The organism is Streptomyces caniscabiei, assembly GCF_014930365.1.
GTDB classification, from domain to species: Bacteria; Actinomycetota; Actinomycetes; order Streptomycetales; family Streptomycetaceae; genus Streptomyces; species Streptomyces caniscabiei.
In genome coordinates, this window is the sequence record NZ_JABXWI010000012.1 from 142,520 (window position 1) to 157,989 (window position 15,470).

At 72.8% G+C, this 15,470-nt stretch carries 12 protein-coding genes; 4 read left to right on the plus strand and 8 right to left on the minus strand.

Annotation, left to right across the window (positions count from 1 at the left end; genetic code table 11):
• Window positions 1–131: 131 nt before the first annotated feature.
• The gene (locus HW837_RS30955) at window positions 132–1,283 is read right to left on the minus strand and encodes an acyl-CoA dehydrogenase family protein (protein WP_193380393.1); all 1,152 of its coding nucleotides are present in this window, start codon (window positions 1,281–1,283) and stop codon (window positions 132–134) included.
• Window positions 1,284–1,295: 12 nt separating this feature from the next.
• On the minus strand, window positions 1,296–2,501 hold the full coding sequence (locus HW837_RS30960; RefSeq protein ID WP_045556090.1) for an amidohydrolase family protein: 1,206 nt from the start codon (window positions 2,499–2,501) through the stop codon (window positions 1,296–1,298).
• 150 nt (window positions 2,502–2,651) lie between these two features.
• Between HW837_RS30960 and HW837_RS30965 the strand changes: the two genes are divergently transcribed.
• Entirely contained in the window at window positions 2,652–4,151 is a 1,500-nt protein-coding gene (locus HW837_RS30965) for a class I adenylate-forming enzyme family protein (RefSeq protein WP_193380394.1), read from the plus strand.
• A 211-nt stretch (window positions 4,152–4,362) separates the two neighbouring features.
• On the opposite strand, the gene HW837_RS30970 is transcribed toward HW837_RS30965, so the two are convergent.
• Both HW837_RS30970 and HW837_RS30975 read right to left on the minus strand, forming a co-directional pair.
• Entirely contained in the window at window positions 4,363–4,875 is a 513-nt protein-coding gene (locus tag HW837_RS30970) for an EF-hand domain-containing protein (protein WP_045556088.1), read from the minus strand.
• 203 nt (window positions 4,876–5,078) lie between these two features.
• Entirely contained in the window at window positions 5,079–5,486 is a 408-nt protein-coding gene (locus tag HW837_RS30975; RefSeq protein ID WP_045556397.1) for an STAS domain-containing protein, read from the minus strand.
• Between the two features lie 582 nt (window positions 5,487–6,068).
• Between HW837_RS30975 and HW837_RS30980 the strand changes: the two genes are divergently transcribed.
• Together HW837_RS30980 and HW837_RS30985 are read left to right on the plus strand one after the other, a co-directional pair.
• Window positions 6,069–6,650, plus strand: a complete 582-nt coding sequence (locus HW837_RS30980; protein ID WP_045556087.1) for a sigma-70 family RNA polymerase sigma factor — start codon at window positions 6,069–6,071, stop codon at window positions 6,648–6,650.
• 482 nt (window positions 6,651–7,132) lie between these two features.
• Window positions 7,133–8,500, plus strand: coding sequence for a zf-HC2 domain-containing protein (locus HW837_RS30985; RefSeq protein ID WP_237270466.1), 1,368 nt, complete (start codon window positions 7,133–7,135; stop codon window positions 8,498–8,500).
• Between the two features lie 203 nt (window positions 8,501–8,703).
• Here the strand turns inward: HW837_RS30985 and purU are convergent, their stop codons facing one another.
• Window positions 8,704–9,585, minus strand: coding sequence for a formyltetrahydrofolate deformylase (gene purU, locus HW837_RS30990; protein WP_045556085.1), 882 nt, complete (start codon window positions 9,583–9,585; stop codon window positions 8,704–8,706).
• A 91-nt stretch (window positions 9,586–9,676) separates the two neighbouring features.
• A complete protein-coding gene (locus HW837_RS30995; protein WP_045556084.1) occupies window positions 9,677–10,177 on the minus strand; it encodes an SCO4402 family protein in 501 nt (166 codons plus the stop codon).
• Window positions 10,178–10,305: 128 nt separating this feature from the next.
• Here HW837_RS30995 and HW837_RS31000 point away from each other — a divergent pair, with 128 nt between their 5' ends.
• Window positions 10,306–11,610 carry an ABC transporter substrate-binding protein gene (locus tag HW837_RS31000; RefSeq protein ID WP_078853313.1) on the plus strand — a complete coding sequence of 435 codons (1,305 nt, stop codon included), beginning with the start codon at window positions 10,306–10,308 and terminating at the stop codon, window positions 11,608–11,610.
• Between the two features lie 305 nt (window positions 11,611–11,915).
• Here the strand turns inward: HW837_RS31000 and HW837_RS31005 are convergent, their stop codons facing one another.
• Window positions 11,916–13,718, minus strand: a complete 1,803-nt coding sequence (locus HW837_RS31005; protein ID WP_193380396.1) for a hypothetical protein — start codon at window positions 13,716–13,718, stop codon at window positions 11,916–11,918.
• Between the two features lie 187 nt (window positions 13,719–13,905).
• Window positions 13,906–15,288 (minus strand): NsdA family TPR-like regulatory protein, encoded by a 1,383-nt coding sequence (locus HW837_RS31010; protein WP_045556081.1) that lies wholly within the window; start codon window positions 15,286–15,288, stop codon window positions 13,906–13,908.
• Window positions 15,289–15,470: the final 182 nt, after the last annotated feature.

Genomic DNA, 15,470 nt, shown 5'->3' on the forward strand with positions numbered 1-15,470 from the left:
AGCCCCTCATAGCCCCCGAGCACAACGCCGCGGGCCCCAAAGGGGCGCGGGGAACTGCGCGAGCAACCACACGCACCCGAACCCGCCGACGAAACAGTCACCCCCACCCCACTAGGCGCCCCCGCTCCTCCTCACCCCTTCGGCAGCCCGAGAATCCGCTCCCCCACGATGTTCCGCTGAATCTCGGACGTCCCCGCGGCGATCGTGTACGACAACGAACTGAGCCGATCCAGCACCCACCCACGCCCCAGATCGAGCGCGTCCGGCCCCAGCACCTCCGCCGCCAGCTCGAACAACTCCTGCCGCGCCCGCGAATACCGCAGCTTGAACACCGAACCCCCCACCCCCGGCACCCCGCCGGTGGCCCCCCGCACCCCGCCGGAGGCCTCCCCCTCGCTCACGTTCCACTGTGTGAGCCGCCACAGCGCCCGGAACTCCGCGTTCGACCGCCCGAGCCGCCGCCGTACACCGGAGTCGTCCCAGGCCCCGTTCGCCCGCGCCTCCCGCGCCACCTCGGCCAACACGCGCCGACACGCGACCACTTCGCCCACGAACGCCGTGCCCCGTTCGAACGACAGCGTCACCATCGTCACGCGCCAGCCGTCGTTCTCCGCGCCCACGCGGTTGGCGACCGGCACCCGCACGTCGTCCAGGAACACCTCCGCGAACTCCGTGGAACCGGCGAGCGTGCGCAGCGGACGTACGGTCACGCCGGGCGCGTCCATCGGCATCGCCAGCCAGGAGATGCCCCGGTGCTTCGGCGCCTCCCCGTCCGTGCGCACGAGCAGTTCGCACCAGTCGGCGACCTCCGCGTGCGAGGTCCAGATCTTGGACCCGCTGACCACGTACGCATCGCCGTCCCGTCGCGCCCGCGTGCGCAGCGACGCGAGGTCCGACCCGGCGTCCGGTTCGCTGAACCCCTGGCACCACACCTCCTCGCCCCGCAGGATCGGCGGCAGCCAGCGCGCCCGCTGCTCGGCCGTGCCCTCGGCGGCGATCGTGGGCCCGGCGTGCAGCAGCCCGACGAACCCCGCCCCCACATACGGAGCGCCCGCCCGCTCGGTCTCCTCCAGGAAGATCAGCCGGGTGGTCGGGGAGGCGTCCCAGTGGACCTCGCCGTACCCGGCGTCGTACAGCGTGCGCTGCCAGCCGAGGTCGTAGGCGCGCCGCCCCGGCCAGTCGTCGGGCGACGGCTTCGGCGGCAGCGAGGGGAGCGTCTTCGCCAGCCACTCCCGCAGCCGCGCCCGGAACGCCTCCTCCTCCGCGCTGTACGCGAGATCCATCGCCCCGGGCCCCTACCGGCCGAGGTGGCGGTCGAGGTCCAGGTCGAGCATGCGGATGGCGTTGCCCCGCATCAGCTTGTAGACCGTCTCGTCGTCGAGGCCCTTCACATGGTCGAGGGCGACCTCCTTGGTGTGCGGGAAGGTCGAGTCGACGTGCGGGTAGTCGGTCTCGAAGGTCGCGTTGTCCCGGCCCACGACGTCCAGCGAGGCGACCCCGTGCTTGTCGCGGAAGAAGCAGCAGAACATCTGCCGGTAGTAGTACGTCGACGGCGGCTCGGGGATCAGGTCGCGCACCCCGCCCCAGGCGCGGTGCTCCTCCCAGACGTCGTCGGCGCGTTCCAGGGCGTACGGGATCCAGCCCATCTGCCCCTCGCTGTAGGCGAGTTTGAGGGTCGGGAACTTCACCAGGACCCCGCTGAAGAGGAAGTCCATCATCGAGGCCATCGCGTTGTTGAAGGAGAGCGAGGCCTGGACGGCGGGGGGTGCGTCGGGGGAGGCGGCCGGCATCTGGGAGCTGGAGCCGATGTGCATGTTGACGACCGTGCCGGTCTCCTGGCAGGCGGCGAAGAAGGGGTCCCAGTAGCCGGAGTGGATGGAGGGCAGGCCGAGGTAGGTGGGGATCTCGGAGAAGGTGACGGCCCGGACGCCCCGGGCGGCGTTCCGCTCGATCTCCGCGACGGCGAGGTCGATGTCCCACAGGGGGATCAGACAGAGCGGGATGAGCCGGCCGCCGCTGTCGCCGCACCACTCCTCGACCATCCAGTCGTTGTAGGCGCGGACACAGGCCAGGGCCACTTCCTTGTCGTGCGCCTCGGCGAAGGTCTGCCCGCAGAAGCGGGGGAAGGTCGGGAAGCAGAGCGAGCCCTCGACGTGGTTGAGGTCCATGTCCGCCAGCCGCGCCTTCGGGTCCCAGCAGCCGCGCCGCATCTCCTCGCGGGTGATGCCCTCCAGCGTCATCTCGTCCCGGTCGAACCCGACGGCCGCGATGTTCCGCTTGTACGGGAACTTGAGGTCCTCGTAGATCCACCAGTCGGTCGGCGGTCCGTCCGGGTCCATCGTGATCTGGTACTTGCCCCCGACGTACGCGAGCTCGCCGATCCCGGCGGTGAGGGGCTTCGGGCCCCGGTCGCGGTACTTCTCCGGCAGCCAGGTCTCGAAGAGGTGTGCGGGCTCGATCACATGGTCGTCGACGCTGATGATGCGGGGCAGTTCGGTCATGGGTCCCCTCCACCGAGCCATTTCTGACGGACCGTCAGTTAGGTCCTCTCCAGCAGGCTAGTGGCGCACCCCTGGACCGACAAGGCGCCCGGCCCTACGCTCTGCCCACGATCTGACACACCGTCAGCTGAATCGGCAGGGGGCTCCGCCGTGACCGACACCGCCCATGCGCTCAGCGACTCCCGCACCCTCTGGGAACTCCTCGACCGCCGCGCCGGCCTCACCCCCGACCGGCCCGCTCTCCTCCAGGACGACCGCACCCTGAGCTTCGGCGAACTGCGGGTCCGCGCCGAGCGGGTGGCGGCCGGGCTGTACGACAGGGGCGTACGACCCGGCACGGTCGTCGCCTGGCAGCTGCCCACCCGCATCGAGACCGTCCTGCTCTCCTTCGCCCTGGCCCGCCTCGGCGCCGTCCAGTCCCCGGTCATCCCCTTCTACCGCGACCGCGAGGTCGGCTTCGCGCTCCGCGAGTCGCGGGCCGAGTTCTTCGCCGTACCCGGCGAGTGGCGGGGCTTCGACCACACCGGGATGGCGCGACGGCTGGGCGCGCGCGGGATCTTCGAGGCGTACGACGCCCTCCCGGAGGGCGACCCCGCGGCGCTCCCCGCCCCGCCCGCCGACGGCACCTCCGTCCGCTGGATCTACTGGACCTCGGGCACCACCTCCGACCCCAAGGGCGTCCTGCACACGGACCGTTCCCTGATCGCGGGCGGCTCCTGCCTCGCCCACGCGCTCCGGCTCACCGCGGACGATGTCGGCTCGATCGCCTTCCCGTACGCGCACATAGGCGGCCCCGACTACATGGTGATGCTCCTGCTGTACGGCTTCCCGGCCGTGCTGTTCGAGCACTTCGCGCTGCCGGCCGCGCTGGAGGGGTACCGCAAGCACGGGGTGACCGTGGCGGGCGGATCGACGGCGTTCTACTCCATGTTCCTGACCGAGCAGCGCAAGCAGCCGGGCGAGCCGGTCGTCCCGTCCCTGCGGCTGCTCGCGGGCGGCGGGGCCCCGAAGCCGCCCGAGCTGCACCACGCGGTCGTACGGGAGATGGGGGTCCAGCTCACCCACGGGTACGGCATGACGGAGGTGCCGATGATCACGATGGGGGCGCCGGACGACTCGGTGGAGAACCTGGCGACGACGGAGGGGCGGCCACCGGAGGGGATGGAGATCCGGATCGCGGCGGACGGGGAGGTGCGGTTGCGCGGGGAGGCCGTCTGTCAGGGGTATCTGGATCCGGCGCAGTCGGCGGCGGCCTTCGACGAGGACGGGTTCTTCCTCACCGGCGACCTCGGGCGTCTCACCGACAGCGGGCATCTGGTGCTGACCGGCCGCCTCAAGGACGTCATCATCCGCAAGGGCGAGAACATCTCGGCCAAGGAGATCGAGGACCTGCTGCACGGCCATCCGGCCGTCCAGGACGTGGCGGTGATCGGGCTGCCGGACCCGGAGCGCGGGGAGCGGGTGTGCGCGGTCGTCGAACAGCCGCCGGGGGCCGAGGCGCTGACCCTGCCGGACGTCACCGACTGGCTGCGCGCGAAAGGGCTGTCCGTGCACAAACTGCCGGAGCGGCTGGAGGTGGTGGACGCCCTTCCGCGCAACGACACCCTGCGGAAGGTACTCAAGTACAAGCTGCGCGAACGCTTCGCGTGACCGCGTGACCGCGCGACCGCGACCGCCGCGACCGCCGCGACCGCTGCCGACCACCGCTTGACCGCGCCCGATCGGTCGCGGTCCGCGCGCGATCGGGTGCGGACTAGGGGCGAGCGACCGCTGACCGCGCACGAGCGAGTGCGACCGATCGCCGACGGCCGCCGGCCGCTCGCGGGTCCTGCCCGACCGTGGCGATGCCCGCGCCGCAGGACTACTCGGGCACGGTGAAGTAGCGCGCGAACGCGTTGACGACCTCCACCTCGTCCACCTTGCCGTCGGCGTCGGTGTCGAGGGTGGCGGCGGCCGCGGCGGCGGTCTCCTCGGAGGCGCCGAGGGCCTTGAGGACCCGGGCGGTCTCCTCGACCGTGGCCTTGCCGTCCCCGTCGGCGTCCGCGACGGCGAGCGCCGCGTGCAGGAAGGGGCGGGCGATCTCGGCGAAACGGTCGGGGTTGTCGCGCAGCCGCTTGACCGCGCCGTTCACGAACTCGTCCCGGGTGATGCGCTGGTCGCCGTCCCGGTCCGCTATGCCGGCCATGCCCTGCCAGAAGGCCTCGGCGCCGCCGTACAGGGCCTGGCCCTTGTCCGAACGGGCGGTGGTGCCGAACTCGTTGAGAACCGCCTTGCTCGCCGCGCTGAAGTCCTCGCGGTCGATCCAGCCGTTGCCGTCCTGGTCGAAGGTGGCGAACCGGGCGGCGATCCTGCGCTCGTACTCGCTGCTGACCATGTCTCTTCGGGCCCGCCTTACGTCAAGTGGGGTGCTTCTCGGACGGAGCGTACGACGTCAGCGGCCGGGACGGAGCGTGAAAGCGGCGCTTGTACCAAGACTGCGGGAATTCCGGGACAACTGTGTGCCCGCCGGGACACCACCACGTGGGACGGCTCATACGTACGTACTGCTCACAGGGAGGGTGCGGGGAGGGTGAGAGGTCAGGCCGACAGAGGGTCGGCCTGATCGTCGGCGTCCGGCGCGACCGCCGAGGGGACGTCCGGGTGGACGTCGAAGAGGCGGCGGACGCCGAGCGCGGCGAGGACGCGGTTGACGTGCGCTCCCTCGGCCGGGCCGCCGCCCGCGTGGCCGTCGGCGGGGAGGATCAGCCGGAGCCGGCCCCGGCAGGACCGCATCAGACGGCGGGTGGCGACCAGTACGCCCACGCCGCTGGAGTCGCAGAAGACGACGGCGGAGAGGTCGAGGACGAGACTTCGACGGCCGTCGGCCACCGCCTCGTGCACCCGCTGGCGGAGCACGGGCGACGTGACCAGATCCATCTCTCCGGACACGTGCAGCACGGCCCACTCGCCTTGCTCCCCGTCGGTCACTTCGAACGCCACCGCGATGCCTCTCAGTCGCCGAACCGGAAGCCACTGCACCGCTTCCTGCTGCGCGGCTGCCCCGCCGTCGTTCCATGAAACACCCGCGGCCCGCCGAAAGCGCGGGGTAAGCGAGCCATTTCCAGGGCCTTTTCGGTGCGATTTCCATCGAGTACGGTCACATCTGATCGAAGATTGATCACGAATCACCTCGGTATCGATCCGATGCGGACTCATACGGGCCTCGCCCGGGCAGATTCGCGCAGATCAGACGCCTCATATGGTCGTACAGGCATACGAAAGGCGGGCGGACGCCCACGTGGGCGGTGTGGAAACGGCTTACTCGTGAGGTGCATACCACCTCCGGCCTCGCGAGGGGCGCGCATTGCCATAAAGGGGCGTGCGCGGTCAGCGGTGCCGACTACATTCGGGACGTCGGTACGCACAGGCTGGAATCGGGCCGGAAGCGGACCGGATGCAGGCTGGAAGCAGGCCGGAAACGGACTGGGGCCGGCCGTCGTCCGGCAGACGTCCGGCAGACGTCCGGCCGGCGCCCGACCGGGCGGGCATTCAGGAACGGCGCAGGTGAGAGCAGGGTGAGGGGGCCGTATGGCGACGATGGACGCACCGCCCCGCTGGGACCGCAAGATGCAGCAGCGGCTGGCGCGCGGCGAGGCGGCGGCGCTCGGTGAGCTGTACGACCGGTTCGCGTCCCTCGTGCACGGGCTGGCCCACCGTGTCCTCGGCGACGAGCGGGGCGCCGACGGCATCACCCGCGAGGTGTTCCTCCGGCTCTGGGAGAGCCCCGAGGAGTACGACCCCAAGCAGGGGCCCCTGCGGTCCTGGGTGGCGGCGCTGACCCACCGTCTCGCGGTGCAGCGGCTGCGGGCCACCGAGACCGCGGCGCTCGCCCGGGGCGGCGAGGGCACGACGGAGGACCTGGAACGCAAGGTCCACCGGGCGTCGGTGGCGGCCCGCGCCGACTACATCGTGCAGGCCATGCCCGCGCCGCTGCGGGCCGCTCTGGACCTGGCCTATTTCCAGCGCCGCGACTACCGCCAGACCGCCACCGACCTGGGCGTCACCGAGGACGAGGCCCGACGCAGGCTCCGCCTCGGCCTCCAGCTCCTCTCCACCGCCCACGACACGCGCCCCTCCGGCACCCCACCCGAACCCGGGCCCCTCACATGACCACCACCCCCAGCCCGCAAGGGCCGCACGGGCAGCACGAGCCGGAGAACCGGGAAACCCCGGCCTCGGACTCGTCCCCCGACCTCGCTTCGCCCGAGTCCAGCGGCACCGGCGGGACGGACGACGCCGACGGGAGGACCGGCGCGGGCGGGAGGGCCGGCGTGGACGGGCCCGACGGCGCAGGTAGGCCCGACGGCACAGGCGGACCCGCCGGCACAGATGGGCCGGACGTACCGAGTGGGCCGGGCGGATCCGCGCGGCCAGGTGCCGCCGGCGGCGCCGGCGGGCCGAGTGGGCCGGCCGGGGGCACGGGCGGTGGCGGTGACGAACCGGTGGGGCCGCCCCGGATACCGCTGCCGCGCACCTCCGTGGAGGACACCGGAATGCCTCTGCCCGACGTCATGCCGAACCCCACCCCCGAGGCGCCCCCGGCCACCCCACCGGCCCCGTCGGCCCCACCGGCCCCGTCGGCCCCCTCGGCCATGTCAGCCCCACCCGAGCCGCCGGACGACCCCACCCCGGCGCCCGGCCCCTCCGCACCGTCCGGAACCTCCGTGCCGTCAGCCTCGTCGGAACAGCCCGACCCCTCCGTCCCCCCGGACCCTTCAACCCCACCTGGCTCTCCCGACCCCTCCACACCTCCGGCCGCTTCCGACGCACCCGGCTCTCCGTCCCCCTCTCTGTCCCTCTCCCCCCTCGTGCTGGAGCACCAGGTGCTGAAGGCGCTGCTCGGGGCCTGGGCGCTGGCCGTGTGTTCCGCGGAGGAGGCGCTGGCCGTGGAGGAGCATCTCGGGGTGTGCGGGGGCTGCGCGGACGAGGCGCGGCGGCTGCGGGAAGCCGTGGGGCTGCTGCACCCGCCGGAGAGCCTCGACCTCGACCCGGCCCTGCGCACCCAGGTCCTGGAGGTCTGCCTCGGCCGCCGCCCGCCCCGCATCCCCGTCCCCCGCTGGGCCGCCCCGTACGACGCGGAGACGGCCCGGCTGGACGCCCTGCTCCAGGACATCGACGCCGCCGACTGGCACGCCCCCGTACGGCTGCGCTGGTTCGAGGGCGCGGGCCCGGTCAGCCGTCGTACGACCGTCGCCGGGGTCATCGCCCATCTGCTCTCCGTCGACGGGCTCGTCGCCGCGGCGCTGGGCCTGGACGACCCGCTCGGTTCACTCGAACCCGGCCCGGACGAGCCTCCCGTCGGGGTCTCCCCGGCGGCACGCACCGAGGCGTACTGGAAGGCGTCCCACTTCCCGCCCACCCGCGCCCTTCGCGCCCCCTGGCGGCAGCAGAGCCACGACATCGTCCGTACGACCTCGTTCACGGGCGGCGGCCCCGACGGCTCCGACGACGCCCCGGGCCGGCCGGCGGTCTCGTACGGCGGCTTCGAGTTGCCCCTCCAGGACGCGATGCTCGATCGGGCGTTCGAGTGCTGGATCCACGCGGAGGACATCGCGGAGGCCGTGGCCTATCCGTACGAGCCGCCCTCCGGCCGTCATCTGCACGGCATGATCGACCTGGCGGCCCGCATGCTGCCGCTGTCGCTGGCCGAGCGCCGCCGGACCGGCCTCGCATCCCCGCCCCCGCCCGGCCGCCACCTCGTACCGGCCGGTGCCCCCGGCCGCAGTCTCCGCCTGGAGATCGAGGGCTCCGGCGGCGGCGAGTGGCTGATCCCCCTCGACTCCCCCGCCGCCCTCGGCTCCGCCGATCACGAGGTGGCCCACGTGGCCCTGGACGGCGTCGAGTTCTGCCGTCTCGCCGCCGGACACGTACCTCCGGAGGAGGCGGCCGCCGGGCAGGGCGGCGACCGGGAGGCCATCAGGGACGTACTGTTCGCGGCGGCGGCCCTGAGCCGCATGTAGGGGTCGGGACTGGGCAGGGCGGGAGGTCTCACCCCCGACGCTCGCCGGGGCGCAGCCGCGCGAACAAACCCGCACCGAGCACCACCGGCCCTCAAAGGGGCGCGGGGAACTGCGCGACCAGCCACGACGGACCCGCACCCGCCACACCTCAGACGCCCCCGACCGTGAGGCGCCCCAGCCCGGCGGAGCCCCTAGCGGAGCCCCTACGCGAAGACGACCGTCCGGCGCCCGTTCATCAGGATGCGTCGCTCGGCGTGCCACTTGACCGCCCGCGCCAGCGCCTGGCACTCCACGTCACGCCCGACCGCGACGAGCCCCTCGGGAGTCACCCCGTGGCCCACCCGCTCGACCTCCTGCTCGATGATCGGCCCCTCGTCGAGGTCGGCGGTGACGTAGTGCGCCGTCGCGCCGATCAGCTTCACACCGCGCGTGTGCGCCTGGTGGTACGGCTTCGCGCCCTTGAAGCTCGGCAGGAAGGAGTGGTGGATGTTGATGATGCGCCCGCTGAGCTGCTTGCAGAGGTCGTCGGAGAGGACCTGCATATAGCGGGCGAGGACGACCAGCTCGACGTTCTCCTCGCGCACGATCTCCAGCAGCCGCGCCTCGGCGTCCGCCTTGGTGTCCTTGGTCACCGGGATGTGGTGGAAGGGGATGTCGTACGACCCGACCAGCTCGGCGAAGTCGGTGTGGTTGGAGACCACGGCCGCGACCTCGACCGGCAGCGCGCCCGTGCTCGCCCGGAAGAGCAGGTCGTTCAGGCAGTGCCCGAACCTGCTGACCATCAGGACGATGCGCATCTTCTCGTCGGCCCGGTTGATCTGCCAGTCCATCCGGAAGGAGTCACCGATCGCCGCGAAGCTGGCCCGCAGCTTGTCCACGTTCACCGGGGCGTCCGCCGAGAAGTGGACGCGCATGAAGAACAGACCCGTGTCGTGGTCGCCGAACTGCTGACTGTCCTCGATGTTTCCGCCGGTCATGAAGAGGTAGCTCGACACGGCGTGCACGATGCCCGGCTTGTCGGGGCAGGCGAGGGTGAGGACGTACTGGTCGGCGGGTGCCGCGGCTCGGGTGGACTGCTCGTTCATGCCCGACAGGGTCCCATATGGCGTACCCATGTCGGCAACCGTCCCGAAGACCGGACCGCGGCGCCCCTTGCCACTGCCGGGCAGGCCCTGCCTAGGCCGCCCTGGTCATGATCCGCAGCACTTCGAGCGTGCGCGGCGGGGTGTCCGGGTCCTCGCCGTCGCTCGCCGAGAGGCGGACGTGGGCCTCGCGGGCGGCGCGGACGGCCTCGGGCCAGGCCTCGTGGTCGAGGTACGCGGAGACGGGCGCGTCCGGTCCGACCTGGTGCATGATCCGCAGCACGCGCAGCACGGCCGTGTCGACGAGGGCCGCCTCCTGGGCGTCACGGAAGATCGTGCCGACGTACTTCTCGGCGGACCAGTTGTCCAGCCAGGTGTCCTCGACCAGGCGGTACACGGCGTCGGTGACGTCCCCGTACCCGTCGACACCCGCCAGCCAGACGTTCTGCTGGAACGCGGGGTCGGAGAGCATGTGCAGCGCGGAGCGCACATTGCTGCGCCAGCGCCACCACGGCATGTCGTTCAGTGGCATGCCGCCCATGGTGGATGAGCGACGCCCACGACGGGAAGGGGTCTCCGGACCTTGGACGGTCATCGATCGCTCGTTCCTCTCTGAAACCACTCGAAAATACGATCGTAGCTCCTCGTAATTCACCTCCTGGTCACCCCGTGTTGACCATCTGTCACGCCCGGGTTGGGGATATGGCGGAATCGTGCGGAGCCATGACTGGCTTCCAGGCACGACGGACACCTCAGCCCCCAGGCCATCCCACAGGCCTCGCCAAACGCCTGGTCAGAGCCACCACGCTGGCGGCGTGTGCCTCACTCGTCGCCGGGTGCGGGGTCATCCCCGGTACCACGGGGGGTACCGGGGACGGCCCCGTCACCGTCATGACCTGGGCCCCGGAGAAGACGGCCGCCACCAACAAGCCCGGCATGCCCGCGATGGCCAAGGCGTACGCCCGCTGGATCAACGCGGGCGGCGGCATCAACGGCCGCGAGCTGAAGATCCTCACCTGCAACGACCACAACGACACCGTGACGGCCGCGAAGTGCGCCCGCCGCGCCGCCGACGAGGACGTCGTCGCGGTCGTCGGCTCCTACAGCCAGCACGGCCGCTCCTTCCTCGCCCCGCTGGAGTCGGCGGGCATCCCCTACATCGGCGGCTACGGCGTCACCGACGACGAGTTCGCCAGCGCGCTGTCGTACCCGGTCAACGGCGGCCAGGCCTCCCTGATGGCCGGCCTCGGCGAACAGCTCGCCGAGGACTGCGGCCCGGTCGCCCTCGTCCGCCCCGACTCGATAGCCGGCGACCAGCTGCCGCTGCTGCTGGACTCGGGGCTGCGGTCCCGAGGCCACGGCGGCGCCGAGGACCAGCTGGCGGCCGAGGACGCGACCGAGTACGGGGGGCACGCCCGGGAGGCGCTGCGGCGGGCCAGCACGCGGGCGGGCACGGAGGGGTGCGTGGTCCCGGCCCTGGGCGACCGCACCTTCACGTTCATGGACTCCTTCCGCCGGGATCGCGCGGACTTCCCCGAGGTCCGTACGGGGACGGTGCTGGGCAGCGTCGACCAGACGGTGATCGACGCGACCGGGGGCAGGTCGGGGCCGTACGAGGGGGCGTACGTCACCGGCTGGTACCCGGTGGAGAGCGACAAGCGGTGGGACCGGATGAAGGAGGTGATCCGGGAGCACGCGTTCGGCGACAACCGGATCGACCCCGCGGACCCGGGCGTGCAGACGACCTGGATCGCGTACACCGTCCTCACGGCCGCCCTCGAGAAGATCGGCGACGGGGAGGTGACCTCGCAGGCGATCCGGCGCGTCCTCGACGGCGGCCTGAAGGTCACCACCGGCGGCCTGACCCCACCCCTGAGCTGGCGCTTCGAGGACCTCATCGCCTCCGCCGGCTTCCCCCGCCTCATCAACCCCGAGGTCACCTTCCAGATCGTCCGCAAGGGCCAACTGGTCGCGGCCCGACGGGACTTCGTGAACGTGGAGAAGACGCTGGTGGAAGCGGAGAACTGACCACGGCCCTGCACGTCGACAGCGGACGGGCTCGCCGGGGGGCGTGTGCGTAAGCGGGGGGCGGCTTCGGGTTCGGGTCCGACCGCCCGGTTGTTTCCGGCCTTGAGCGAGGGCCGCGACCGCGCTTGACGCTTGAGCGGGGCTGCGACCGCGCGTCCCGCCGCGCGAGCGGCTGAGTGGCTGGAGCGGCCGCCGCCGGGGGACGCGGACGGGCCTGCGGCCGTTTCGCCGTCGGCCCCGGATACGGCCCCGTCCCGGTCCCGGCCTCGAACTCGGCGTCAGCTCCGGCTCGGGCGCCCCCGGCCCTACAGCTGGACCGCCTGGCGTTCGGTCAGGGTGTAGGTCTTGGCGATCTTGTTCCAGAGTTCGGCGGCCTTGGTCTTCTCGGCGCTGGCCGTGCCGCTCGCCTGGTTGCCCGCCTGGGTCTGGCCGGTGTTGCGGGCCTGGCCCTTCTTGCAGCCCTTCTTGCCGGCGGTCTGGTCCGCCCACGCCGCGTAGTGGTTGTCGGCGGCGGCCGAGGCCTTCCACGCCTTGGTCAGCGAGGTCGTCAGGGCCTCGTGGTCCGGCAGCTGGTCGACCGACAGCCCGCCGAGCCGGGTGACCAGGTCGTTGCGCTGCTTCGCCGCGTCCCGCAGATCGGTGGCGGCCTGGCCCAGGTTGGAGCAGGACTTGATGTCGGCGACGGCCTTGATCACGCTGTTCCGGCTGTCGCCGCTGTCCGCCAGCAGCTTGTCGAGCGCGACCGCCTGCTCCCGCGCCGGGTCCACCGACGCGGACGCCGACTCCTCGGGCGCCCCGGTCGCCGCCACGGGCTTGTCGCCGCTCGGCGCGGACTCGTCCCCCGAACCGGCCATCAGCGCGCCCGCCCCGATCCCGAGCACCGCGATCCCCACGCCGACGAGCGCGATCAACGGCACACGCGATCTCGTACGACCGCCCCCGCCGCCCCCGCTCTCCCGTCTCCCGGAGGCCCGTCCGGACTGCCCACCGTGACCGCCGTGGCCCCCGTGCCCCGCGTGACCACCGGGTCCGCCGGGCCCGCCCTGGCTCCTCGGCGGCTGCTGGGCGGGACCGTGGTCGATCTTCGGCATCTGCTGGGTGGACCCGGCGGCGCCACCGGCGCCCGGCCCGTCCCGGAAGAGGCTGTCGAACACGTCCGGCTGCTGCTGGCCCTGCTGCGTCCCCGGCGCGCCGTACGACTGGGGCCGCGGCTGCGCCTGCGCGGCCACCGGCGGTATGTACTGCGTCGCCTCCGCGTCCGGGTTCCCGGCGGGCGCCCCGGGCACGGTCTGCGCCGGGTTCGCGGTCGGCGGCAGGGGACCGGCGCCGTTGTCCGGCACCCGCCCCAGATACGTCGTCGCGTCCCCCGACGCCTCCGGCGGCAGCGCGCCCGGCCCGACCGGCGGCAGGAACTGCGTGGCGGCCTCGGCGGCGGGCGCCTGCGCGGCCACCGGGGGTATGAACTGCGTCGCGCCCTCGTCGACCGGCACGGGCCCGACCGCCGGCACGAACGGGATGTACTGGGTGGCCCCCTCGTCCACGGGCGGCAGCGGCGCGCTCTGCGGCGGCAGCGGCGACGCACCGGCCGACGGCACGCTCACCTCCCCCGCGACCGGCGGCAACGGCGCACCCGCCGTGCCGTACCCCGCGCCCCCGTACGCCCCCTCGGGCGGCAACGGCATCCCACCCTGGGTGCCGTAGGCCGGCCCGGCGGTGTCGCCCTGGGCATGGCCGTACGCCTGACCGGACGCGTCGCCCTGGGCGTGGCCGTACGCCTGACCGGCCGGGTCGCCCTGAGCGCCGTACGCGCCGTACGCGCCGTATCCGGTGTGCCCGCCCTGCGTGCCGTACGCGTCCTGCGCCCCGTGCGCTCCCCACTCCGGCGCGGGAGGCGCGCTGTTCCACTGGTCGGCCTGCGGCTGGGCGGGCGCCGCGGTCTCCGGGGAGCCCCACTGCCGCTGCTGGTCCCACGGCTGAGGCGGGGCCGGCGGCAGCGGGGCCGGCGGCAGATCGCTCGGGTGGAGCGGCGCCCCACCGTCCGAGGGCAGCACGATGCCTTCGCGCGCGGTCCGCGCCGAGGGCTCCTCGCCCTGTCCACTCTGCGTCACCGAGACTCCTACGAATGGGGGACTTGCGGAATCGTCGACTCACGCTACCGGGTCCGCACGACACCCCACGCACCACCCGCGCCCCGAGGAGGGGGCGAAGCCCCCCTCAGGGGCGCGGGGAACGGCGCGCTCAGCCATACCTCACCCGCAGCCGCGCGAACGACCTGGGTACCCCACCCGGAGCGCTCTACGCCGCCTGCAGGTCCATCCGCGCCCCGAACTCCCTGACCACCGCCTCCTCCCGGAACGGCTCCAGCCGCTGCTGGAAGTCCTCCAGGTAGTCGGCGCCCCGGTTCGACCGCAGCGACCCCAGCAGCTCCACGGCTTTCAGCCCGGTGTGGCAGGCCTGCTCGACCTCCCGCTGCTGCACCTGTGCCGTGGCGAGCAGCACGTACCCGATCGCCCGCCGCCGCGCCCGCGACCGAGGATGCTTGGCCAACGACTCCTCGGCCTGCCGTGCCGCCGCCTCCGCCTGTCCGAGGTCCCGGTGGCAGTGCGCCAACTCGTCGGCCAGATAGGCCTCGTCGAAGTGCTTGATCCACACCGGGTCGTCCCCGGACGACGGCTCCGCCGCCTCCAGCGCCTCGACGGCCCGCCCTGCGGCCGCCTGCGCGCCGCGCGCGTCGCCCAGCAACGCGTGCCCGCGCGCCTCCGCCGCGTGGAACATCGACTCCGCGCGCGGAGTCGCCCGCCCCCGCGCCCCTTCCTGCGCCGCGCGCGCCAACTGCGCGATCTCCCGCGGGTTTCCGAGCTGCGCGGCGAGATGACTCATGGACGCGGCGAGGACATAGCCGCCGTACCCGCGGTCGCCCGCGGCCTGGGCGAGACGGAGCGCCTGGATGTAGTACCGCTGGGCGAGCCCGGGTTGGCCGGTGTCGACGGCCATGTACCCCGCGAGCTCGGTCAGTCGGGCGACCGCCGCGAACAACTCCCGCCCCACGGCCTCCCGGTAGGAGCCGGCCAGCAGCCCCGAGACGACGCTGTTGAGGTAGTGCACGACGACCGGCCGGACGTGCCCGCTGCCGTACTGGTGGTCGAGGTCCACGAGCGCCTGGGTCATCGCCCGCACGGCCGCCACGTCGGAGAGCCCCACCCGGGGCCCCGCCGAGCGGGCCACCTGGGAGTCCGGCGCCGAGATCAGCCAGTCACGGCTGGGCTCGACCAGGGCGGAGGCGGCCACGGACGACCCGGAGAGGAAGTCCCGCCGCCCCACGTCACTGCGCCACAGCTCACAGACCTGCTCGATCGCTCCCAGCACCGTCGGCGAGAACTGCAGACCGACGCCCGACGCCAGGTTCTTGCCGTTGGCCATGCCGATCTCGTCGATGGTGACCGTGCGGCCCAGCTTGCGGCCGAGGGCCTCGGCGATGATCGCGGGCGCCCGCCCCCGCGGCTGCTGTCCTCGCAGCCAGCGCGCGACGGACGTCTTGTCGTAGCGGAGGTCGAGTCCGTGCTCCGCGCCGCACATGTTGACCCGCCGGGCCAGCCCCGCGTTGGAACAACCCGCTTCCTGGATGAGCGCCTGCAGTCGTTCGTTCGGCTGCCTGGCGACGAGCGGCCTCGCGGCCATTGCGTACCCCCTGTGGCTGTGGTGCCTTGCCCACGCACCGAGTTGACGTGCCTTCAGTGACCGCGCCCTGTCGCATACGTGTACCCGCGTATCGAAAAGATCCGGCCTCGAAGATCAATGCCCCGCCGACATACCGAAGATGCGAGACATGCCAGGATTGCCGGGGTAAACACGGATGCTGT